The following is an 18960-nucleotide window of genomic DNA, read 5'->3' as shown; positions in this document are numbered from 1 at the left end:
CAGGGCATGGATTTCGGTAACGATCGCTTCGCCCAACTGCAACAGAACCGGCGAAGAACCATGACCATTACGCTGACGACGCGCGACCACATCAATCTCGACGCGGTCTTCCGTGTCGCGTGGAAAAACGACACGGTTCAAATCAGCGACAAGGCCTTGCAACGCATAGCTGAATGCCGCGCTTCGTTCTTGAAACTCATCGAATCCGATCCGCCGCCAGTCATCTATGGTGTCACCACCGCCATGGGCGAGCTGGCGAGCCGCAAGCTCGAACGTGACGAGCGCGACCGTCATGCACGCATAAAGGCGTACGCTGCTGCAACCTCCTTCGGCGAGCTGTTGCCGGACCGTGTCGTCAGGGCGATCGTGCTTGCACGGCTGACCAATTTCATCGAAGGCAATGCCGCCACCACGCCGCGCATCGCGCAGGCCGTCGCCGCGATGCTGGACGGCGGACCCATGCCGGCGGTGCCGTCGCAAGGGCAGGGCGGCGCCGGCGAGATCCTGGCGCTCTATCCGCTGTTTGCCGAGCTTACCGCCAGCCTGGAGCTCGAAGTGAAGGAGCGGGGTTCGCTGATCAATGGCTCGCCATGCGCGGCGGCACTGGCCGCCGACGCTGCGCTCGCAGCGCGCCGCCGCATCGACATGGCGCATAAGGTGTTTGCGCTGTCGATCGAAGCGTTTCGCGCCCCGCTCGAGCATTATGATGCAGCACTCGACAGGCTCTGGGGCGACGAACACGAAGCGGCGGCCCTGCGCGGATTGCGGCAGTTTCTGGTCGGCGCCGGCGATGGGCGGCGCAATTATCAGGCGCCGGTCAGCTACCGCATCGTGCCGCGTGTGCTCGGCCACGCGCACCGGGCGCTCGCCGGCGCGGAACGCGCGGCAACCGTGTCGCTAGCCTCGATATCGGACAATCCGGTCTACATTCCACCTGACGACGCGCATCCGCTGGGGCGCTGCATCTCAACCGGGGGCTATCACAATGCCATGGCGACGCCGGCACTCGACGATCTGGCGGCGATCTGGACTGATCTGTGCCTGCTCTGCGACCGCCACGCCTCCAAACTTCTGAACGGCAAGGTGTCGCTGCTGCCGGACCTGTTGATGGCCGGGCGGCACTGGGCCGACAGCGACGGCCACGGCAATGTCGGCTATGTGCCGATGGCGATCACCGGCTATCTTGAACAGGCCAAGCTCGCGGCGCAACGCACCTTCATTCCGGGAACTGAGTCGGCCGGCGCCGGCCAGGACGACGTCGCCACCACGGCGTTCTTCGCCTGGACCAAGGAGGCGACCGCCGGCCGCTGCCTCGACGCGGCGATGGCGATGCTGGCGATGATCGCCTCGCAGGCGCTGTATGTGACCGAACGCGCCGCACCGCCGGCACTGCAGGGCTTTGTCGCCGATATCAGGAAGGTCGTGCCGCCCGTCGAGGCCGACCGCGTGCTGGGGCCTGAACTGGCCAAGCTTGCGGAGTGGTTCACCGGGCAGGTGTTTGAAGTATAGGGCGTCGCGCCAGTCCTCCTACGCCAAGGCTTCGGAGGACACCCTTAGCTCTATCAAGCTCCCGGGTGGCCTGCCACCCGAAGCTCGATAGAGCGAAGGGTGGTGCGGGTAGAGGGACTCGAACCCCCACGATCTCTCGCCAGAACCTAAATCTGGTGCGTCTACCAATTCCGCCATACCCGCGCCGGCCGGCAATCCCATGTAGCCATCATTCTGTCAATGTCGGGGCGAAAATGGCAGTCATTCGCTGCAACGCGAAGATGGTTGAAAATTGGCCTCGCCTGTGACAAAAGGCGTGTCAAATGTGACGGGACGCGCCGATCCGCTTCTGCAGAATGTGAAAAGAAGTAGGAAAAACAAGAACTTATTCACATCTTGGAACGCAGTTTGGAAGAATTTGAGCCGTAATTTCGGTCAAATCGCCAGGTTCCGTACCAAAAGCCATTCCCGGCAAGATTGTACCGGCAGGCTGTGAACGGCAGAAGCCGTGGCAGTCTCATTGGTGAAGATAAAGGTTTTACGATGCAGGTCACCGAAACGCTCAACTCCGGTCTCAAGCGCGAGATCAAGATCACCGTGCCGGCCGGTGATATGGAAGCCAAGCTGATGGCGCGGCTGTCCGACGCCAGGGACAAGGTCCGCATCAACGGCTTCCGCCCCGGCAAGGTGCCGGTCCAGCATCTGCGCAAGGTCTACGGCAAGTCGTTCATGGCCGAAGTGGTCAACGAGATCCTCAACGATTCGACCCGTTCGATCATCACCGGCCGCGGCGAGAAAGCCGCCATGCAGCCCGAAGTGATCATGACCGAGGACGAGAAAGAGGCCGAGAAGATCCTGGCCGGCGGCGCCGACTTCGAATTCCGCCTCAACTATGAGGTCATCCCGGCGATCGAGATCAAGGACTTCTCCGACATCAAGGTGACGCGCCAGGTGTTCGAAGTGCCGGACTCAGAGATCGACGAGCAGGTCCAGCGCGTTGCCGAATCGGCGCGCAGCTTCGAGCCGAAGACCGGCAAGGCGGCCGAGGGCGACCGCGTTTCGATCGACTATGTCGGCAAGATCGACGGCGAGGCTTTTGCCGGCGGCGCCGGCACCGACCAGCCGCTGGTTCTGGGCTCCAAGGAATTCATCCCGGGTTTTGAGGACCAGCTGATCGGCTCCAAGGCCGGCGACGAGAAGCAGGTCACGGTCACGTTCCCGGAAAACTACCAAGCGGCGCATCTGGCTAGCAAGGAAGCCATCTTCGACGTCACCGTCAAGGAAGTGTCCAAGCCCGGCGCGCTGGAAATCAATGACGAGATGGCCAAGAATCTCGGCCTGGAATCGCTGGAGCGCCTGCGTGACGTGGTGCGCGGCCAGATCGAGAACCAGTTCGGTTCGATGACCCGCCAGAAGGTCAAGCGCCAGCTGCTCGACCAGCTTGACGCGGCTTATTCGTTCGAGGCGCCGTCGAAGCTCGTCGATGCCGAGTTCAACAACATCTGGACCCAGGTCAACCGCGATCTCGAAGCCGCCGGCCGTACCTTCGCCGACGAAGAGACGACAGAAGAAGAGGCACGCGCCGAATATCTGCGCCTTGCCGAGCGCCGCGTGCGCCTCGGCCTGGTTCTGGCCGAGATCGGCGAGAAGGCCGGCGTCACCGTTTCGGACGAGGAATTGCAGCGCGGCCTGTTCGAGCAGGTGCGCCGCTACCCGGCCAACCAGCAGCAGGAAGCCTTCGAGTTCTACCGCAGCAACCCGGAAGCGCTGAACACGTTGCGCGCACCGATGTTCGAGGAGAAGGTCGTCGATCACCTGCTCGGCCAGATCTCGGTCACCGACGTCAAGGTCAGCAAGGAAGAGCTGATGGCCGATGACGAGGAGGCCGACACCGCCAAGGCCAAGCCGGCGAAGAAGGCCGCTGCCAAGAAGGCCGACAAGGCTGAAAAGGCCGACGACGCGGAAGAGCCGAAGAAGAAGGCTGCGTCGAAGAAGAAGGCCGCCAAGGACGCTGAATAAGCGCCTGACGACAAAACCAAAAAAAGGCCGCCCTTGAGGCGGCCTTTTTCGTTGTGGCGGACGTGCCCTGAGCCACCGCAGACCACCTAAACCTTTGTACGGTCGACATGTTCTACCTACCGGCCAGATTCTGTGGTAGGTAGGTTCTGCAATTCCATTTGGGGGAAGAGCGAGAATCCGTTCTACCGTGCAACACGCATGCTGGCGGTATCGGTATGCGCAGATCGTCTCGGGCAAATTTTGACGATCAGGGAGGAAATGCCATGCGCTTTGTTGCGTTTTTCGCTGTCGTGTCTGTTGCAACCTTCATCGCCAATCCATCGCGGGCACAGGATGCTGCGGCAGGCGAGAAGGTCTTTACCAAATGCAAGGTCTGCCACGTCGCAGACCAGGACACGAACAAGATCGGTCCGTCGTTGCACGGCGTTATCGGCCGGACGGCCGGCACACATCCGGATTTCAAATATTCTGAAGCCATGATCGCTGCCGGGGCATCCGGCGTCAAATGGGATGAACCGACTCTGACCACGTACCTTCACGATCCCAAGGCCATGGTCAAAGGGACGAAGATGGCGTTTCCCGGCCTCAAGAAGGACGAGGACATCGCCAACGTCATCGCCTACCTGAAGCAATTTTCCCAGTAGCTTGGCTTTTCGGCCGGCCAGGCTGCCGTTTCCATTGGTCATCTCAAATGTCGGTCAAGGAAAGCCTCAAGGAAACCGGCGTCCGCATCTCGGAAGCGACGGCCGGTGATTTCTTTGCGCTCTTGAAGCCGCGGGTCATGGCGCTTGCCGTCTTTACTGCTTTCGTCGGTCTGATGGTGGCGCCCGGCGCGATGAACCCGGTCATCGCCTTGATTGCAATTGGCTCGATTGCGACCGGAGCGGGAGCGGCCGGGGCCCTCAACATGTGGTACGACTCAGACATCGACGCGCTGATGTCGCGTACGTCAAAGCGGCCGGTTCCGTCGGGCCGCGTCACGCCGGGCGAAGCCCTCGGCTTCGGCCTGGTGCTTTCTGCGTTTTCGGTCATGACGCTCGGCGTGCTGGTGGGATGGCTTGCCGCGTCGCTGCTCGCCTTCACCATCTTCTTCTACGTCGTCATCTACACGATGTGGCTGAAGCGATCGACGCCGCAGAACATCGTCATCGGCGGCGCGGCGGGTGCCCTTCCGCCGATCATTGGCTGGGCGGCCGCCACTGGCACCATCGGCATCGAAAGCCTCATCCTGTTCCTGATCATTTTCCTGTGGACGCCGCCGCATTTCTGGGCGCTCGCGCTGTTCAAGGCCGGCGACTACGCCGCTGCCGGCATCCCGATGATGCCGAACGTGGCCGGCCAGGCCTCGACCAGAAGGCAGATCTTCGCCTATTCACTGCTCCTGGCACCAATCGGCGTGCTGCCTTGGGCGTTCGGGCTCACGAGCGCGTTCTATGGAATTGTTTCGGCTGCGTTGGGCGCGGGTTTCATCTGGCACGCCTGGAGGGCCCTGGTCATCCCCGACAAGGAGATGAAGCCGGCAAAGGCGCTGTTTGCCTATTCGATTTTCTATCTTTTCGCGATCTTTGCCATGTTGCTTGCCGACACAATCGCGATGCGCGCGTTCATCTCAGCTGGAGGTTGACGGCCTAACCGCCGTTCTTGGAACACTTGCCGGATCGAGACGGCAGGTGAGTGATCGCTGCACCGAAAACGTTGCATATCAGGATCGGGTCACGATGGCAGAGCACAGAATCCCAGGATCAGCAGAGCGACGACGCCAAGGCCGAGTAGCAGAATGGTTTTTCTGTCCATGACCGACACCTTCGATTTGAGAGGATATCGAAGAAAGGTCTCAAGAGCCAGCGCATGACCTTGCGAGCCTTTGTGACAAAAGGGCGACAAGTTCCAGGCAATCGAGTATGTTGATTTTGGTGCAGGTCGCGGTTTTGCGTGGCCAGTCATGCAGAACGGCAGCACCGTGAAACCGCGACCTTGCCGGACCTGGTCTGGAGGAACGGGCATGACAAGTTTTCACGTGATTGCAGGCGCCAGCGAAACGCTGGAACACACCAAAATTCGAAAGATCGGTATTTCCGATCTTCTCGATGCGCTCAAGCGCGGGGTTGACGATTTCATGGTCAAACCGTCGCACATCGTTTTTCTTTGCCTGATCTATCCGCTTGTCGGCGTCGTGCTCGCTGCCTGGACTTCGGGCGCCAATGCGTTGCCGTTGTTGTTTCCGCTGGTGTCCGGCTTTGCGCTGATCGGTCCATTCGCGGCGATCGGCCTCTATGAGATCAGCCGCAGACGAGAAGCCGGGCTCGACACCTCCTGGAGGCACGCTTTCGAGGTCAGGAATTCTCCGGCCCTGCCAGCCATCGCGGCGGTCGGGATCATGCTGGTTGCAATCTTCATCGCCTGGCTTTTGACGGCGCAGGTTTTCTACCAATATCTCTTCGGCCCGGCTCCGCCGGAATCGATATCCGGCTTCATCAATGAAATATTCGCCACCGGACGCGGTTGGTCTCTGATTATCATGGGACACGCCATCGGCTTCGTCTTCGCCGCGGTGGTGTTGTGCACAACGGTCGTCGCCTTCCCATTGTTGCTCGACCGCGACGTAGGCGCCTACGAAGCCATCCACACCTCGGTGCGCGTGGTCCTGGCCAACCCGATCGCAATGGCTGCCTGGGGGGTGATCGTCGCCGTCTGCCTGATCATCGGCTCGTTGCCGGTGTTCGCGGGGCTGGCGGTGGTGTTGCCAATCCTTGGTCATGCCACCTGGCATGTCTACCGCAAGGTCGTGGAATCGCCGGCGCCGGTCAGGCCGACGAGTTGACGATATCCGGCTGGGGCTGCACCAGCGAGAGTGCTGGTGCAGACGGTTGATTTTTTCAGTAGGCAGCGTGGCTGAAGCGGGCGTGATGTGCGTCCATGGTCAGGTTGCGGAAATCCTTGCCGCTCACATGCACCAGCGTCCTGTGGTCGCCGCCCTCGAAATAGATGTCGGCGGCTTCGCCAAGGCTGTCGTCGAGGATCACCGGGACATCATAGGCCGCGCCGATCGGTGGGATGGCGCCGGTGTCACAATCGCCGAAGAGCGAGACCACCTCGTCTTCGGAGGCGAGTCCAAGACGCCTGTCCATAACGTCCTGCAGTGTACCGAGCTCGATTCTATGCGTGCTTGGGACCACGGCCAGCGCATAACCGAGTTCGTGGTGAACGACCACCGATTTGGCCATCATGCTGCCGGGCACATGCGCGGCAATGGCGGACTGCCTGCTCGTCGATGTGCGATGATGGGCGACGGTGTCGTAGGAGATTCCTCTCCCGTCAATGTAGTCCTTCAGTCTGTTTGCGATCGTCATCTTCGGCCTCCCTGCTGGAGTTCGCGGCGCATTGGAAACGAAGGCAATCATTCTCCTCCGATCGTTTCCGCTAATAGCAAGATGGATCAGCCGCCGCTGGTTTCAAGGCAGCAGCAGCTCGACCCGGGTCGCAGTCAGGATCCTGCGGTTCCTGACTGGAAATGCCGCGGGCGAAGCCTCAAATCCGGATTGCGCGTCAAGGCCCGGCCCCGAAAAACGACATCCGGGTGAGAAGCGTGTAATCCGCTTCGAAGAGCATCATCGCCACGAACACCAGTATCAGAACCGGCGGCAGGATGATCGCATATGCCAGCGCCAGCCGCTCCCAGGCCATGTGCATGAACACGGCGACGATCAGCCCCGCCTTGAGAATCATGAAGATCAGGATAAGCGACCACCTGAGATAGCCGTGAATGCCTAGATAGTCGACCATGTAGGAGCAAGCGCTGAGGATGAACAGCCACGCCCAGACCACCAGATAGAGCTTGATCGGGTGTTCCTGATGAACCTCCGCGACGCCGGTCGCTGGCGCGTCATGCGCATGACCAGCGTGCAGTGCGGGTTGCCCCAGGCCGTTTGCGGTTGCTTCAGCCATGTCAGCCTCTCACCAAAGATAGAAGAATGCGAAAATGAACACCCAGACCAGGTCGACGAAATGCCAGTAGAGCCCCATGATTTCGACGTTCTCGTAGCGACCCCTGCGGCTGGTGAAGAAACCGGGACGTCCGACGTCGTAATCACCACGCCAGACCTTGCGCGCCACGATGATGAGGAAGATCACCCCGATCGTCACATGCGTGCCGTGGAAGCCGGTGATCATGAAGAAAGTCGAACCGAACTGTGCCGCGCCCCAGGGATTGCCCCAGGGCCGTACCCCTTCGGTGATCAGCTTGGTCCATTCGAAGGCTTGCATGCCGACGAAGGTCGCGCCGAGCGCCGCCGTCAGAAGCATGAGGATTGCCGTTTTGCGGCGGTCGCGGCGATAGCCGAAATTGACGGCCATGGCCATCGTTCCGCTGCTCGAGATAAGCACGAAGGTCATGATGGCGATGAGGATCAATGGAATGTCCGAACCGCCGATACGAAGCGCAAAGACCTCGCTCGGATTGGGCCACGGCACGCGCGTGGAGATGCGGGCGGTCATGTAAGAGAGCAGGAAGCAGCCGAAGATGAAGGTGTCGCTGAGCAGGAAGATCCACATCATGGCCTTGCCCCAGGACACGTTCTTGAACGCGCGCTGATCCGAGGACCAGTCGGCGGCGATGCCATGCCATCCCGCCGGCCGCGGCTCCGTCTGGCTGGTATGTGTCAGGCTCGTCTCAGACATGCTCTCAGACCTCCTAGGTCAGTAACTGCCGGCAAATGTCGATGAACGTCGCGGCCCAGCCGGCCAGGAGAATGAAGATGGCGAGCCAGACGAAAAGCAGGAAATGCCAGTACATGGCGCACAGTTCGACGCTGAGGCTAAGCCGCTCCGGCCGCGCTCCGTTCCAAGCGCCGGCGGTTGTCCTGCTCAGGCCCACCAGCCCGCCGACTATATGCAGGCCGTGCATCCCGGTGATCAGGTAGAAAAAACTGTTGGCCGGATTGGAGGCCAGAAAGTAACCGTCGGCGGTCAGGTCCCGCCATGCCATGAGCTGTCCGACGAGGAAGGCGATCGCGGTGAGCCCGGCCGCGGCAAGGCCGAGCCTGACCGTGTCCATCTGGCGCTTGCGCGCTGCGACCGAGGCGCACTGCAGCGCGATGCTGCTCAGGACCAGCATGCCGGTGTTGAGCCAGAGCAGGCGGGGCATCGGCAGCGGCTGCCAGTCCGACAGCGCCATACGCATGAAGTACGCGCTGGTGAACAGCGCGAACAGGCAACCGACGACGGCGAGGAAGACACCCAGGCCGATCTTGGCAGTCGGCAGGCCCGACCGGTCGAAGGGGACAAAATCTTCCGCCACACCTTGCTCGAGCCATGGCTTGGCCATCAGCCGCTGATGCGAGAGCCACCAGCCGGCAAAGCCGGCGATCACCAGCAGGAAGACCAGGATGACGCTCATGCCGGCTCCCTGGAGGGGCCGAATGTGCCCGGCATGTTTTGCGGAATGAAGTCCTCCTTGGCGCCCGGCACGCTGTAGTCATAGGCCCAGCGATAGACGATCGGCAGCTCCTTGCCGAAATTGCCATGCGCCGGCGGCGTCTGTGGCGTCTGCCATTCGAGCGTCGTGGCCCGCCATGGATTGCCACCAGCCTCGCGGCCATGGCGTATGCTCCAGATCAGATTGAACAGGAACACGACCTGGGCAAAGCCGACGATGAACGCCATGATCGAGATGAACGAGTTCAGGTGATGCGCCGACTCCGTCATGACCGTCACGTCGGTCATCTCGGCGTAGCGCCGCGGCACACCCATCAGGCCGATATAGTGCATGGGAAAGAAGATCAGGTAGGCGCCGAGGAAGGTGACCCAGAAATGGAACCGGCCCAGCGTCTCGTTCAGCATCCGGCCGGTGACCTTCGGATACCAGTGGTAGATCGCGCCGAAGATAACGAGGATCGGGGCAACACCCATGACCATATGGAAGTGGGCGACGACGAACATCGTGTCCGACAGCGGGACGTCGACGACGACGTTGCCGAGAAAAAGCCCGGTCAACCCGCCATTGACGAAGGTGACGATGAAAGCCATGGCAAAAAGCATCGGTATGGTGAGATGGATGTCGCCGCGCCACAGCGTCAGCACCCAATTGTAAACCTTGATCGCGGTCGGGATGGCGATGATCAATGTCGTGGTGGCGAAGAAGAAGCCGAAATAGGGGTGCATGCCGCTGACATACATGTGGTGCGCCCAGACCACGAAGCTCAGCGCGCCGATGCCAACGATGGCCCAGACCATCATCCTGTAGCCAAAAATGTTCTTGCGTGCGTGCGTGCTGATCAGATCGGAGACGATGCCGAAGGCCGGAAGCGCCACGATGTAGACCTCGGGGTGGCCAAAGAACCAGAACAGATGCTGGAACAGGATCGGGCTGCCGCCATTGTGCTGCAGCTGTTCGCCCATCTCGACGACTGCGGGCATGAAGAAGGAGGTGCCGAGCGCGCGGTCGAGCAGCATCATCACGCAAGCGACGAACAGCGCCGGGAAGGCGAGCAGCGCCATGACGGTGGCGGTGAAGATGCCCCAGACAGTCAGCGGCAGGCGCATCAGCGTCATGCCACGCGTGCGGCCCTGCAGCACCGTCACGACATAGTTCAGGCCGCCCATGGTGAAGCCGATGATGAACAGGATCAGCGAGACAAGCATCAGAATGATGCCCCATTCCTGGCCGCCGGGTGTGCCGGTCATGATGGCTTGCGGCGGATAGAGCGTCCAGCCGGCACCGGTCGGCCCACCAGGCGCAAAGAAGCTCGACACCAGAACCAGCACCGCAAGCAAATAGATCCAGTAACTCAGCATGTTGACATAGGGAAAGACCATGTCGCGGGCACCGACCATCAGCGGGATCAGGTAGTTGCCGAAGCCGCCGAGGAAGAGTGCCGTGAGCAGGTAGATCACCATGATCATGCCGTGCATGGTGATGAACTGGTAGTAGGCCTCAGGGGTGATGAAATCGAACGTGCCGGGGAAGCCGAGCTGTAGCCGCATCAGCCAGGACAGCACCAGCGCGACCAGGCCGATGGCCGTTGCAGTTGCCGAATACTGGATGGCAATGACCTTGGCGTCCTGCGAGAAGACGTATTTCGTCCACCAACTGTGGGGATGGTAGAGTTCCATTTCCGCGACTTCGGCGGGCGGGACGGCATCTGCAGGCGTGATATCGACCATATAGGAGCACCTCCGTGCCCTTTTTAGCGGGACCCGACAGTCTCGAGTTTTGCCGCAACTTTCAAAGCTGACACCGTCGCATTGCCCGGCGCCTGTTTTGCCGAGCCCGTCTGCTGGGGCGCCGACAATTGCGCGAACGTCTGCTGCTGGTCGAGCCAGGCCACATAGTCTTCCTGGGTGTCGACCATGACGATGCCATGCATCATCGGATGCCCTTGGCCGCACAGTTCGGCGCACAGGACCTGGAAGGTTCCGGTCTTGGTCGGGGTGAACCAGAAATAGGTGACCGAGCCCGGGATCATGTCCATCTTGGCGCGGAATTCCGGCACGTAGAAATCGTGCAACACATCGATCGAGCGCAGCAGCATCTTGACCGGCTTGCCGACCGGCAGATGCAGGTCGGCCGCTTCGACCACGACATCGTCCTGGCCGTTGGGATCCTTGGCGATCACGCCCAGCGGATTTTCAGCGGTGACGTCACGGGTGTCGGATGTGCCGAGCTTGCCGTCCTTGCCGGGCAAGCGGAAACTCCACTGCCATTGCTGGCCAACGACTTCGACCACGGTTGCGTCGCTTGGAACGTTGACGAACCGGCTCCAGACGAACAGCCCGGGGACCAGCATGGCGGTGACACCCACTCCGGTGACGACCGTCAGCCACCATTCGAGCCGCTTGTTCTCCGGTTCGTAGGCCGCCCGGCTCCCCTCGCGATGACGGAAGCGGAAGACGCAATAGGCCATGAACAGCACGACCGCGGCGAAGACGACGCCGGTGATCCAAAAGGTGATGATGATGGTGTTGTCGATATAGTCCCAGTTCGAGGCAATCGGAGTCCACCACCATGGGCTCAGGAAGTGGAACAACACCGAGCCCACGACGATCAAAACGAGTACAACCACGATGGGCATGTCCCGTTCCTCCCGGTATTTCAGGGGCGCGAAGCCGTCCCGGGAAAATACCGAGTGCATCATGCGTGATTTGCGATCGAAATTCCAGAGCCGGCTGTGGAAGGGGCAAAAAATCGCTTTTGCGGCGGCGGACCATGTCTGGCTGGTGACACCGGATCAAAGCGCCTTGATGACGATGCAGCCGGCCAAAAGCAGCACGACACCGGTGAGCCGCATGCCATGCGATCACGAAGCGGTGACGGCCGTAACAGAGCCTCGGCTTGAGGCAGGCTCAGATCAACAACAAGCCCTTCATCGAGGCATTGCCCTTCTTGCCGATGATGATGTGGTCGTGGACGGCGATGCCGAGCGGCTTGGCGCTGTCGATGATCTGCTTGGTCATCTCGATGTCGGCGCGCGACGGCGTCGGATCGCCCGAGGGATGGTTGTGGACCAGGATGACGGCGCTGGCCGAGAGTTCGAGCGCGCGCTTGATCACTTCGCGCGGATAGACCGGCGTGTGGTCGACGGTGCCGACCTGCTGCACCTCGTCGGCGATCAGCACGTTCTTCTTGTCCAGGAACAGGATGCGGAACTGTTCGCGGTTCTCGAACGCCATGGCCGAGCGGCAGTATGCGAGAAGCTGCGTCCAGTTGGACAGAACCTCGCGGTCGCGAACCTCCGTGCGCGCCATGCGCTGCGCGGCAGCGGCAATCACCTTGAGGTCGACCGCCACCGCGGGGCCGATGCCCTTCACCTCCTGCAACAGCGCCACCGGTGCGCCGAGCACTTCGCCGAATGTGCCGAAGCGCGCCAAAAGCGCCTTGGCGAGCGGCTTGGTGTCAACGCGCGGGATCAGGCGAAAGAGCAGCAGTTCGAGAAGTTCGTAGTCGGGCAGGGCGTCCGCGCCGCCGGCAACGAAGCGCTCGCGCAGGCGGTCACGATGGCCGTGATAATGCGGCTTTTCCGTCGGTTTGTCTTCTGGCGCCTTGTCCTTCGGTGACTTGTAGGTCGCCGGCGGTTCAATCCATCGCTCGGAGAAGAACCCCCGCTCGTCTTCGTCACCTTTCCCCATGGCCGCCATTTCCCTTCCAGGCTTTGGCAGGGAGACTATGCCGGCAGGCCGGGGCGGTCGAGCTTGTTTGGCGAGAGCGTAAAGATCTCGCAACCGGTCTCGGTGACGCCGATCGTGTGTTCGTACTGCGCCGACAGCGAGCGGTCACGGGTCACGGCGGTCCAGCCGTCCGACAGCACTTTCACATGCGGCCGGCCGAGATTGATCATCGGCTCGATGGTGAAGATCATGCCCGGCCGCATCTCGACGCCTTCGCTTGACGTGCCATAGTGCAGGATGTTGGGCGCGTCATGAAAGAGCTGGCCGACGCCGTGGCCGCAGAAATCGCGCACCACCGAGCAGCGCTCGGCCTCGGCAAAGGTCTGGATGGCGGCGCCGATGGCGCCGGTGCGGGCGCCGGGCCGGACCGCCGCGATGCCGCGCATCAGGCATTCATGGGTGACTTCGAGCAGACGCTCGGCGGCGCGTTTGATGGTGCCGACCGGATACATGCGCGAGGAATCGCCATGCCAGCCATCGAGGATGTAGGTGACATCGATGTTGACGATGTCGCCATCCTTCAACGGCTTGTTGTCGGGAATGCCGTGGCAGACAACATGATTGATCGAGGTGCACGACGATTTGGTGTAACCGCGATAGTTCAGCGTTGCCGGCAGCGCGCCATGGTCCATGCCGTATTCGAAGACGAAACGATCGATGGTCTCGGTGGTGACGCCCGGCTGGACCATCGGCACCAGTTCGTCGAGGCAGCGCGCGGTGAGATCGCAGGCCTTGCGCATGCCGGCAAAGCCTTCTTCGCCGTAAAGGCGGATCTGGCCGGTGTTCCTGAGGGGTGCCGTGGCGGCGTCGAGATAGGTGACCATAATGTCCGTTTTTGCCTGTCAGCGGGCCATGCATATCAGCCCGTTCGAAATTTCCCCCAGATTTGGCACTGGAAGCCGCAAGGTTCAAGGAAGAACTGCCGGCGAGGGGCCGGCGCCACGATATTCATGCCTTACGACGCCCTATGCGCTCTTCACAGCCGTGCGCATGGCGTTGAGGCCGAGACCGATCCGGCGAACCAATAGAGCCAAGCGCTCCCCGGCTGCCGAGACCGCACTGACGACACATTTTTGCGCGAAAAGCGGTCAAAGCAACTTTTCGGAACGAACGGCGTTGCTGTGGCTGCGCCAGTTCGGGAGATGTGGAATGGACAGATTGCAATTCGAGGTGCCGGTGCGTATCGCGCCTGCGCCCGGGCTGCCGGTAGAGGAGATCTACAGCGTCGAACAGGCGCTGGATGTCCTGCACGGCTGGCCAAAGAAGCGACAGGGCAAGGTCTTTGAGGCGGCGTTCAATGCCTGCTTCGGGGCCACGGTGGATGTGGTGAAGACCGAGGACGCTTGCCGCGCCTTCATGGCGTTCTGCCGGGTCAGCGGCCTGTTGGCCCGGGACATGATGGTGACAGTCAAGCGCGGCGGCGAGGCGAGGGGCCTGCGGATCTAAAGCCGACAGCCGCCGAGTTCGGTTTGGCCTTTGCCCAAGGCGACTCGCGGACTCCGCAGCGTTAAGGTTCCGTTTCCGACTTCACGGTTAGGCATGAGGCATAGAGCAGCGTCTGATTCGTTGCGTCAGTGTCATGGTGCAGAATATGTCCTCAGCCAATGTGCATGCCTTCCCGCTAGACCGGCAGACCAAGCTGGTGCGCGAGGTGGCAGCCAGGCTGGGCAGGCTGCATGGCGAGGTGGCCACATCGTTCTGGAAGGCCACCGCGCGCGAACTCGTCGACAAGGCCATCACTGCCGGCACCGACGCCGCTTCGGCCGCCAACGATGTCCGCCGGTTCTTTGCCGCCGTTCAGGACGAGATGCATCTGCTTGCCGACGATGCGGCTGCGGCGCAGTACCAGATGGGCAAGCGCATTTAGCCGTCTGAAGGATCGAGCTGCGCCACGCCGATCTGTCGCGACGCGGTCCGAATCGGCTATGCCTGCGCCATGCAGGAAACGTCCCTCTACGTCCCCGTGAAGGGGTTTCTCGAGAGCCTGGAATTCACGGTCAAGGGCGAAATCGGCAACTGCGATATCGTGGCCGTGCGCGATGGCGAGCCGCCGGTGCTGGTCATTTGCGAATTGAAACTGCAGTTCAACCTCGAACTGGTCCTGCAAGGCGTCGATCGCGCTGCCGCCTGCGATGAGGTGTGGCTGGCGGCCCGCATGTCGGCGCGCGGCAAGGGCCGCGAGCACGACCGCCGTTTTCGCGCGCTGTGCCGGCGGCTCGGCTTCGGGCTTTTGGCCGTCAGCGGCAAGGGCGACGTCGAATTGCTGCTCAGCCCGGCCGCCTTGCCGCCGCGCCGCGATCCGAAGCGCCGTTCGCGGCTGATGGAAGAGCACAAGCGCCGGCGTGGCGATCCGGTGGTCGGCGGCGGTTCGCGCGCGCCGATCATGACCGCCTACCGGCAGGATGCGCTGGCCTGCGCCGCCGCCATGACCGATGGCCCGAAGCGCCCGCGCGATCTGAAGGCGATTTCGCCGCGCGCGCCCAGCATCCTGTTGGACAATGTCTATGGCTGGTTCGCCAGGGCCGAGCGCGGCGTCTATGCGCTGACCGAAGGCGGCCACGCCGCCCTGCAGCGCTGGCCACAGGTTGCGCACGACCAGCCGTGAGGATTTTTCGCAGTGCCTGCAGCGTTACTCCCTGGCGGCGCTCAACCGCCGGTAGGAGACGCCATCGAAACTTGCCGTCACAAAGTCGGTGGCCGACATTTTTCGTTTGCGGCCGTCGCTGCAGCTGTAGAGCGGCCAACCGGCATCGCTGCATTCGCTGGCGGAGCAAAAGCGGGCAAGGCAATTTCCGACGGTCACCCGGAAGCCGCCAGTGCCGGCAAACCCCTGCAGCAGGCTGCCGTCGGCCGCGCGCCATGTCCGGGCCCTGAATTCCGCGCGCAGGAACCATGGTTCCAGCGGGACCGCCAGGCTGTTTCGGCCGGCGCCTCCTGCGAGAGCGAGACGGCTGCGGGCCATGCCCGATGTGTAGGCGGTCACAAGGTCCGATCCGACTGAGTAGGCTGAGGCTATGCTGGTGTCATCGAGTATATGCGAGATTTTCTCACCCGCTTCTGCCCGCTGCACCAACAAGGCCGTCAAGACGAGGAAGGCAAAGCACGCTTGCAGACCATTCCCGCCGCTGGCCTGCCGCCGGTCCGCCTGCGATGTCTCCCAAGCCCGCATCCTGCCGATCCCACCCGTAGCGCGTCCGCCACAATCCGCCGTCATCGATGAAGGCACAATGACGGATGAACCCTGACATCCGCCGGTAAAGACGGCGTTGCCAAACGTATGGCGGATGCATCACGGCAGGATGCTTGTTCGTCGGTTCCTATTCAAGGCCCTTGGCGCGGTCCCAGGCTTGCCACCGCCGAGCAGCGGAAGGGCGTTACGCTGGGCAGCCTGACGTTGGCAGCGGCTGCGATTGCTTTGGGAAGTCTCGTCCAGCCATTCGAGCATGTGCTTGACGCTGGGCGAGGTGGTTTGCAGTTTCGACCCGGGACCGACATCGGGATGTCGATGTACTGGGGACGTGGGAGTGGTTGGGCCTACTCGCCGAATAGTGACCGAATGACCGTTGCGCAACAGCATCGCAAGATGCGAATTTAGCGATACGATGTTCTGTTTGGATGCCGCCATGCCTCTACACAAGACAATGCTCTGCGCTGCAGCAATGATCATTGTTGCTACAAATTTCGCCCACGCTCGGCCTGACACGCGCAAGATGACGTGTTCACAGACCCAGGCACTGATCCAGAGCCAGAAGGCCGCGGTGCTGACCACCGGGCCGAATACCTATGACCGCTATGTCCGTCAGTATGGCAATGAGTGCGACGCCCCTTCGGTGCCGAGGGTCCGGTATGTGCCCACCACCGACGGGCAATGCATGGTCTACCGGTGCGAGGAGGCGTCGCCATTGGTCCCGAATTGACCGACACCAGTGGTTTTGCAAAGCCGAGGGGGGAACCGATGAAACAACTGGGCTATTGGATGATGGCGGTCGCAGCTTTTATTCTTCTTCTGCTGGCGGCAATTTTGGTCGGCTATGCCGGCTATCAGATCGTGAAAGCGATCATCCAGGCGCCTCAGCTGCTCGCCGCCGGTGACTTCGGGTACACCATCATCGACGCGGTTGGTTATGTCGTGATCGCGGTCGCAATCCTCGACGTCACCAAGCATCTGTTCGAGGAGCAGGTGCTGGAGCAGGGCCTTCACAGCAAGTCGACGTTCCGGAGCAATTTCGCGAGATTCGTCACGATCATTTCGATCGCGGTATTTCTGGAGGGGTTGGTTCTGGTGTTCAAGGTTACGCAGGACGACGTCAAACTGCTGGTCTATCCGGTGCTTCTTCTCCTCGTCGGCGTCGCGATGACCATAGCGCTGGCTATTTTTACCTGGCTTGGAGCGGACCGCGACCCTTCCGGCGACGCTTCGCATTGACTGCGCTCGCATCGTCGCGGCCATGCTGCACGGTGCAAATTGGCTGTGATTTCCGGTCGAAAAGCATGCGCAGCGAGTCGACCGGGGCATCGGGCATGATCGTGCGGATCTTTTCGATGTTGTAGCCGACGTCGGTCGTTCCCCACATTCACGGCACGCCATGCGCGCTCGTTTGACCTACGCGGTTGATCCCAGCACCGGAACTGCCCGCTGCCAGAGGTGGCGGGCTTTTCGTAATCGAGAAGGAAACTTTCCCGATTCTGGGCATTGAATAGATAGCCGTTCTAAAACGGCTAGCCCTAACAGGAGGATTTGTTCATGACTCGTAAGATGATTGCCATCAGCGCAATGGCTTTCGCGATGATTACCGGTTCGGCGCTGGCTGGTAGCAGCACCGGCACGTCGGCGCTCGATGATCCTGCAAAGATGTCCCCATTCTTCACGGACGCCGGTATGAAGACGATGAAATCTGAAGCCGAGGCCAAGGCCGCCTGGGCGGCCATGTCTCAGGAAGACCGGGACGCAGTGATGAAGGATTGTGCGGACGAAGCCGTAGCAAAAGCCCACGAAGCCTTTTGCAAGATGGCCATGCAGATGGGCAAATAGTTAACCACGCGCAAATAAGGCCCGCTGGCTCCGGCCGGCGGGCTTTTCCATGTGCTGCGGAACCCTTTTTGCTGGATGCGGCATTGAGGGCAGGGGCACTAGGCCACTAACCATTGCCTGACCACAGGCTGAAATCATCAGAGCCGGCTCAAACTAGTCGCGCTTGGCCATCGCGGCTTGGATCATTCCTGCATGGTGAGGGATCTGCAGCCGTTCTTCTATTGTCCGAATTGCCGAGCCGCCGGCCGCGATGACAAGCGCATCGGTCTAATACACCACACGCTGTTCGCACCCTATTCGGAGTGGCCGTGCGAGCGAGAAGAGTGGCGCGAGAGGGTCGGGCGGGCGCGCGCATAGGCGAGCACCGGCGCCGGTTATGAGAGCCGGTTAGCAATATATCAGAAATTGCTAATATGGTCTTCGGTCGACGACTCAATTACAGGCGGTGCCGGCGGCGCCAGGTTCTATTGCCGTGAGGATCACTATTCGGACCTTCAGAGCGTGCGAGCGATGGGCTCCCTTCCGTGAAGACAATTCCTCCGCCCTCCAAAGCCCGGCGCATAGCGGTGATATTACCGGGCCTCGGGCTCCTAAGCCCGTTTTCAAATTCCCTGATCGTCATTTCACTAAGATTGGCCTTGGCAGCGAGTCGCACTCGCGACCAATTCAATAGAGACCGTGCGGCCCTTAATTGTTCTGCTGAGAGTAGGCTGTCCATAAGGAGTCGAACATTCGAGATCCCTAAAATGTTCCGGCTGCCAGTCATTTTTGCGGATTTGCCTGACCGTTTGCGGCCGCCTCACCACGTTTGTCGCCGCGATTTAGCTCGCGAGCTTGGTTTTAGGCGGAAAAAATCAGGGGCGCCGAAGCGCCCCCTGCGAAAACTAGCCTACCAACCTTGCATCGAGTACCAGTCGTCAACGTCTCTGCGGACCCGATCCTTCTCGATTCCGTACCGCTCCTGGATCTTGCCTACAAGCTGATCGCGTTTGCCCGCAATGCGATCGAGATCGTCGTCGGTGAGCTTGCCCCACTGTTCCTTGACCTTGCCCTTTACCTGTTTCCAGTTTCCTTCAACGCGGTTCCAATCCATGGCCCTGGCCTCCTTGGTTGCACACCAGTTGAAACGCCATGTCGAGCGCGAGGTTCCGGAATTGAGGCCGTTGCGTCCACTATGGCCGAGGTTTTTGGTAGGCGCATCGACGCTGGCGATTGCAGCAAATTAGGGAGCGTGATCCAGAGCTTCGCCTAAAATGAAA

Annotated in this window: 22 protein-coding genes and 1 tRNA gene; 11 read left to right on the top strand and 12 right to left on the bottom strand. The window is 61.2% G+C overall.

The genetic code is table 11. The features are described 5' to 3' along the window. Positions 1 to 60: 60 nt before the first annotated feature. The gene (locus ACWGTO_RS07290) at positions 61 to 1509 is read left to right on the top strand and encodes an aromatic amino acid lyase (RefSeq protein ID WP_454574196.1); all 1449 of its coding nucleotides are present in this window, start codon (positions 61 to 63) and stop codon (positions 1507 to 1509) included. A gap of 100 nt (positions 1510 to 1609) precedes the next feature. Here ACWGTO_RS07290 and ACWGTO_RS07285 read toward each other — a convergent pair. Beyond that, positions 1610 to 1692: transfer RNA gene (locus tag ACWGTO_RS07285), tRNA-Leu, on the bottom strand. A gap of 339 nt (positions 1693 to 2031) precedes the next feature. Here ACWGTO_RS07285 and tig point away from each other — a divergent pair. From tig to ACWGTO_RS07265, 4 genes are all read left to right on the top strand, one after another. Further along, a complete protein-coding gene (gene tig, locus ACWGTO_RS07280) occupies positions 2032 to 3507 on the top strand; it encodes a trigger factor (protein WP_454574195.1) in 1476 nt (491 codons plus the stop codon). A 263-nt stretch (positions 3508 to 3770) separates the two neighbouring features. Further along, positions 3771 to 4151, top strand: a complete 381-nt coding sequence (locus ACWGTO_RS07275; RefSeq protein WP_454574194.1) for a c-type cytochrome — start codon at positions 3771 to 3773, stop codon at positions 4149 to 4151. 47 nt (positions 4152 to 4198) lie between these two features. Next, the gene (gene cyoE / locus ACWGTO_RS07270) at positions 4199 to 5131 is read left to right on the top strand and encodes a heme o synthase (RefSeq protein WP_454574193.1); all 933 of its coding nucleotides are present in this window, start codon (positions 4199 to 4201) and stop codon (positions 5129 to 5131) included. A gap of 378 nt (positions 5132 to 5509) precedes the next feature. Then, entirely contained in the window at positions 5510 to 6328 is an 819-nt protein-coding gene (locus tag ACWGTO_RS07265) for a DUF2189 domain-containing protein (RefSeq protein ID WP_454574192.1), read from the top strand. Positions 6329 to 6383: 55 nt separating this feature from the next. Here ACWGTO_RS07265 and ACWGTO_RS07260 read toward each other — a convergent pair whose 3' ends face one another. From ACWGTO_RS07260 to map, 8 genes are all read right to left on the bottom strand, one after another. Next, a complete protein-coding gene (locus tag ACWGTO_RS07260; protein ID WP_454574191.1) occupies positions 6384 to 6857 on the bottom strand; it encodes an aminoacyl-tRNA deacylase in 474 nt (157 codons plus the stop codon). Between the two features lie 196 nt (positions 6858 to 7053). After that, a complete protein-coding gene (locus ACWGTO_RS07255; protein WP_454574190.1) occupies positions 7054 to 7452 on the bottom strand; it encodes a cytochrome C oxidase subunit IV family protein in 399 nt (132 codons plus the stop codon). A 9-nt stretch (positions 7453 to 7461) separates the two neighbouring features. Beyond that, the gene (locus ACWGTO_RS07250) at positions 7462 to 8184 is read right to left on the bottom strand and encodes a heme-copper oxidase subunit III family protein (RefSeq protein WP_454574189.1); all 723 of its coding nucleotides are present in this window, start codon (positions 8182 to 8184) and stop codon (positions 7462 to 7464) included. A gap of 13 nt (positions 8185 to 8197) precedes the next feature. After that, the gene (locus tag ACWGTO_RS07245) at positions 8198 to 8902 is read right to left on the bottom strand and encodes a cytochrome c oxidase subunit 3 (protein WP_454574188.1); all 705 of its coding nucleotides are present in this window, start codon (positions 8900 to 8902) and stop codon (positions 8198 to 8200) included. Next, a complete protein-coding gene (gene ctaD / locus ACWGTO_RS07240) occupies positions 8899 to 10668 on the bottom strand; it encodes a cytochrome c oxidase subunit I (protein ID WP_454574187.1) in 1770 nt (589 codons plus the stop codon). The genes ACWGTO_RS07245 and ctaD overlap by 4 nt, the downstream gene beginning before the upstream one ends. A 23-nt stretch (positions 10669 to 10691) precedes the next feature. Continuing rightward, positions 10692 to 11576 (bottom strand): cytochrome c oxidase subunit II, encoded by an 885-nt coding sequence (locus ACWGTO_RS07235; RefSeq protein WP_454574186.1) that lies wholly within the window; start codon positions 11574 to 11576, stop codon positions 10692 to 10694. Between the two features lie 271 nt (positions 11577 to 11847). Then, on the bottom strand, positions 11848 to 12630 hold the full coding sequence (gene radC, locus ACWGTO_RS07230) for a RadC family protein (protein ID WP_454574185.1): 783 nt from the start codon (positions 12628 to 12630) through the stop codon (positions 11848 to 11850). Positions 12631 to 12665: 35 nt separating this feature from the next. After that, entirely contained in the window at positions 12666 to 13493 is an 828-nt protein-coding gene (gene map / locus ACWGTO_RS07225) for a type I methionyl aminopeptidase (protein WP_454574184.1), read from the bottom strand. A gap of 325 nt (positions 13494 to 13818) precedes the next feature. Between map and ACWGTO_RS07220 the strand changes: the two genes are divergently transcribed. From ACWGTO_RS07220 to ACWGTO_RS07210, 3 genes are all read left to right on the top strand, one after another. After that, positions 13819 to 14115, top strand: coding sequence for a DUF982 domain-containing protein (locus ACWGTO_RS07220; protein ID WP_454574183.1), 297 nt, complete (start codon positions 13819 to 13821; stop codon positions 14113 to 14115). Between the two features lie 145 nt (positions 14116 to 14260). Next, entirely contained in the window at positions 14261 to 14536 is a 276-nt protein-coding gene (locus tag ACWGTO_RS07215; protein ID WP_454574182.1) for a DUF6074 family protein, read from the top strand. Between the two features lie 69 nt (positions 14537 to 14605). Next, positions 14606 to 15274: a DUF2161 domain-containing phosphodiesterase gene (locus ACWGTO_RS07210; protein ID WP_454574181.1), complete on the top strand. Its 669-nt coding sequence runs from the start codon at positions 14606 to 14608 to the stop codon at positions 15272 to 15274. A gap of 24 nt (positions 15275 to 15298) precedes the next feature. On the opposite strand, the gene ACWGTO_RS07205 is transcribed toward ACWGTO_RS07210, so the two are convergent. Then, entirely contained in the window at positions 15299 to 15652 is a 354-nt protein-coding gene (locus ACWGTO_RS07205; RefSeq protein WP_454574180.1) for a hypothetical protein, read from the bottom strand. A 727-nt stretch (positions 15653 to 16379) separates the two neighbouring features. Here ACWGTO_RS07205 and ACWGTO_RS07200 point away from each other — a divergent pair. The 3 genes from ACWGTO_RS07200 to ACWGTO_RS07190 all read left to right on the top strand — a co-directional run bounded on the left by ACWGTO_RS07200 (position 16380) and on the right by ACWGTO_RS07190 (position 17701). Then, a complete protein-coding gene (locus tag ACWGTO_RS07200; protein ID WP_454574179.1) occupies positions 16380 to 16586 on the top strand; it encodes a hypothetical protein in 207 nt (68 codons plus the stop codon). Positions 16587 to 16624: 38 nt separating this feature from the next. After that, a complete protein-coding gene (locus ACWGTO_RS07195) occupies positions 16625 to 17095 on the top strand; it encodes a hypothetical protein (RefSeq protein WP_454574178.1) in 471 nt (156 codons plus the stop codon). Between the two features lie 318 nt (positions 17096 to 17413). Then, positions 17414 to 17701 (top strand): hypothetical protein, encoded by a 288-nt coding sequence (locus tag ACWGTO_RS07190; RefSeq protein ID WP_454574177.1) that lies wholly within the window; start codon positions 17414 to 17416, stop codon positions 17699 to 17701. Positions 17702 to 18137: 436 nt separating this feature from the next. Here ACWGTO_RS07190 and ACWGTO_RS07185 read toward each other — a convergent pair whose 3' ends face one another. Together ACWGTO_RS07185 and ACWGTO_RS07180 are read right to left on the bottom strand one after the other, a co-directional pair. Next, positions 18138 to 18419 carry a helix-turn-helix domain-containing protein gene (locus tag ACWGTO_RS07185; protein WP_454574176.1) on the bottom strand — a complete coding sequence of 94 codons (282 nt, stop codon included), beginning with the start codon at positions 18417 to 18419 and terminating at the stop codon, positions 18138 to 18140. Between the two features lie 171 nt (positions 18420 to 18590). Next, on the bottom strand, positions 18591 to 18794 hold the full coding sequence (locus ACWGTO_RS07180; RefSeq protein ID WP_454574175.1) for a CsbD family protein: 204 nt from the start codon (positions 18792 to 18794) through the stop codon (positions 18591 to 18593). Positions 18795 to 18960: the final 166 nt, after the last annotated feature.

Source organism: Mesorhizobium sp. PL10 (assembly GCF_053714315.1).
Note: the sequence above shows the minus strand (reverse complement) of the source record. Positions and strands in the feature narration are given on the sequence as shown.

Bases quoted from the DNA above. Each gene is read 5' to 3' on its own strand.
- ACWGTO_RS07180 (WP_454574175.1), bottom strand. From the start codon at position 18,794: ATGGATTGGAACCGCGTTGAAGGAAACTGGAAACAGGTAAAGGGCAAG.
- ACWGTO_RS07255 (WP_454574190.1), bottom strand. From the start codon at position 7,452: ATGGCTGAAGCAACCGCAAACGGCCTGGGGCAACCCGCACTGCACGCT.
- tig (WP_454574195.1), top strand. From the start codon at position 2,032: ATGCAGGTCACCGAAACGCTCAACTCCGGTCTCAAGCGCGAGATCAAG.
- ACWGTO_RS07275 (WP_454574194.1), top strand. From the start codon at position 3,771: ATGCGCTTTGTTGCGTTTTTCGCTGTCGTGTCTGTTGCAACCTTCATC.
- ACWGTO_RS07290 (WP_454574196.1), top strand. From the start codon at position 61: ATGACCATTACGCTGACGACGCGCGACCACATCAATCTCGACGCGGTC.
- ACWGTO_RS07195 (WP_454574178.1), top strand. From the start codon at position 16,625: ATGAAACAACTGGGCTATTGGATGATGGCGGTCGCAGCTTTTATTCTT.
- ACWGTO_RS07200 (WP_454574179.1), top strand. From the start codon at position 16,380: ATGACGTGTTCACAGACCCAGGCACTGATCCAGAGCCAGAAGGCCGCG.
- ACWGTO_RS07190 (WP_454574177.1), top strand. From the start codon at position 17,414: ATGACTCGTAAGATGATTGCCATCAGCGCAATGGCTTTCGCGATGATT.
- ACWGTO_RS07215 (WP_454574182.1), top strand. From the start codon at position 14,261: ATGTCCTCAGCCAATGTGCATGCCTTCCCGCTAGACCGGCAGACCAAG.
- map (WP_454574184.1), bottom strand. From the start codon at position 13,493: ATGGTCACCTATCTCGACGCCGCCACGGCACCCCTCAGGAACACCGGC.
- cyoE (WP_454574193.1), top strand. From the start codon at position 4,199: ATGTCGGTCAAGGAAAGCCTCAAGGAAACCGGCGTCCGCATCTCGGAA.
- ACWGTO_RS07265 (WP_454574192.1), top strand. From the start codon at position 5,510: ATGACAAGTTTTCACGTGATTGCAGGCGCCAGCGAAACGCTGGAACAC.
- ACWGTO_RS07220 (WP_454574183.1), top strand. From the start codon at position 13,819: ATGGACAGATTGCAATTCGAGGTGCCGGTGCGTATCGCGCCTGCGCCC.
- radC (WP_454574185.1), bottom strand. From the start codon at position 12,630: ATGGGGAAAGGTGACGAAGACGAGCGGGGGTTCTTCTCCGAGCGATGG.
- ACWGTO_RS07250 (WP_454574189.1), bottom strand. From the start codon at position 8,184: ATGTCTGAGACGAGCCTGACACATACCAGCCAGACGGAGCCGCGGCCG.
- ACWGTO_RS07210 (WP_454574181.1), top strand. From the start codon at position 14,606: ATGCAGGAAACGTCCCTCTACGTCCCCGTGAAGGGGTTTCTCGAGAGC.
- ACWGTO_RS07185 (WP_454574176.1), bottom strand. From the start codon at position 18,419: ATGGACAGCCTACTCTCAGCAGAACAATTAAGGGCCGCACGGTCTCTA.
- ACWGTO_RS07245 (WP_454574188.1), bottom strand. From the start codon at position 8,902: ATGAGCGTCATCCTGGTCTTCCTGCTGGTGATCGCCGGCTTTGCCGGC.
- ACWGTO_RS07260 (WP_454574191.1), bottom strand. From the start codon at position 6,857: ATGACGATCGCAAACAGACTGAAGGACTACATTGACGGGAGAGGAATC.
- ACWGTO_RS07235 (WP_454574186.1), bottom strand. From the start codon at position 11,576: ATGCCCATCGTGGTTGTACTCGTTTTGATCGTCGTGGGCTCGGTGTTG.
- ctaD (WP_454574187.1), bottom strand. From the start codon at position 10,668: ATGGTCGATATCACGCCTGCAGATGCCGTCCCGCCCGCCGAAGTCGCG.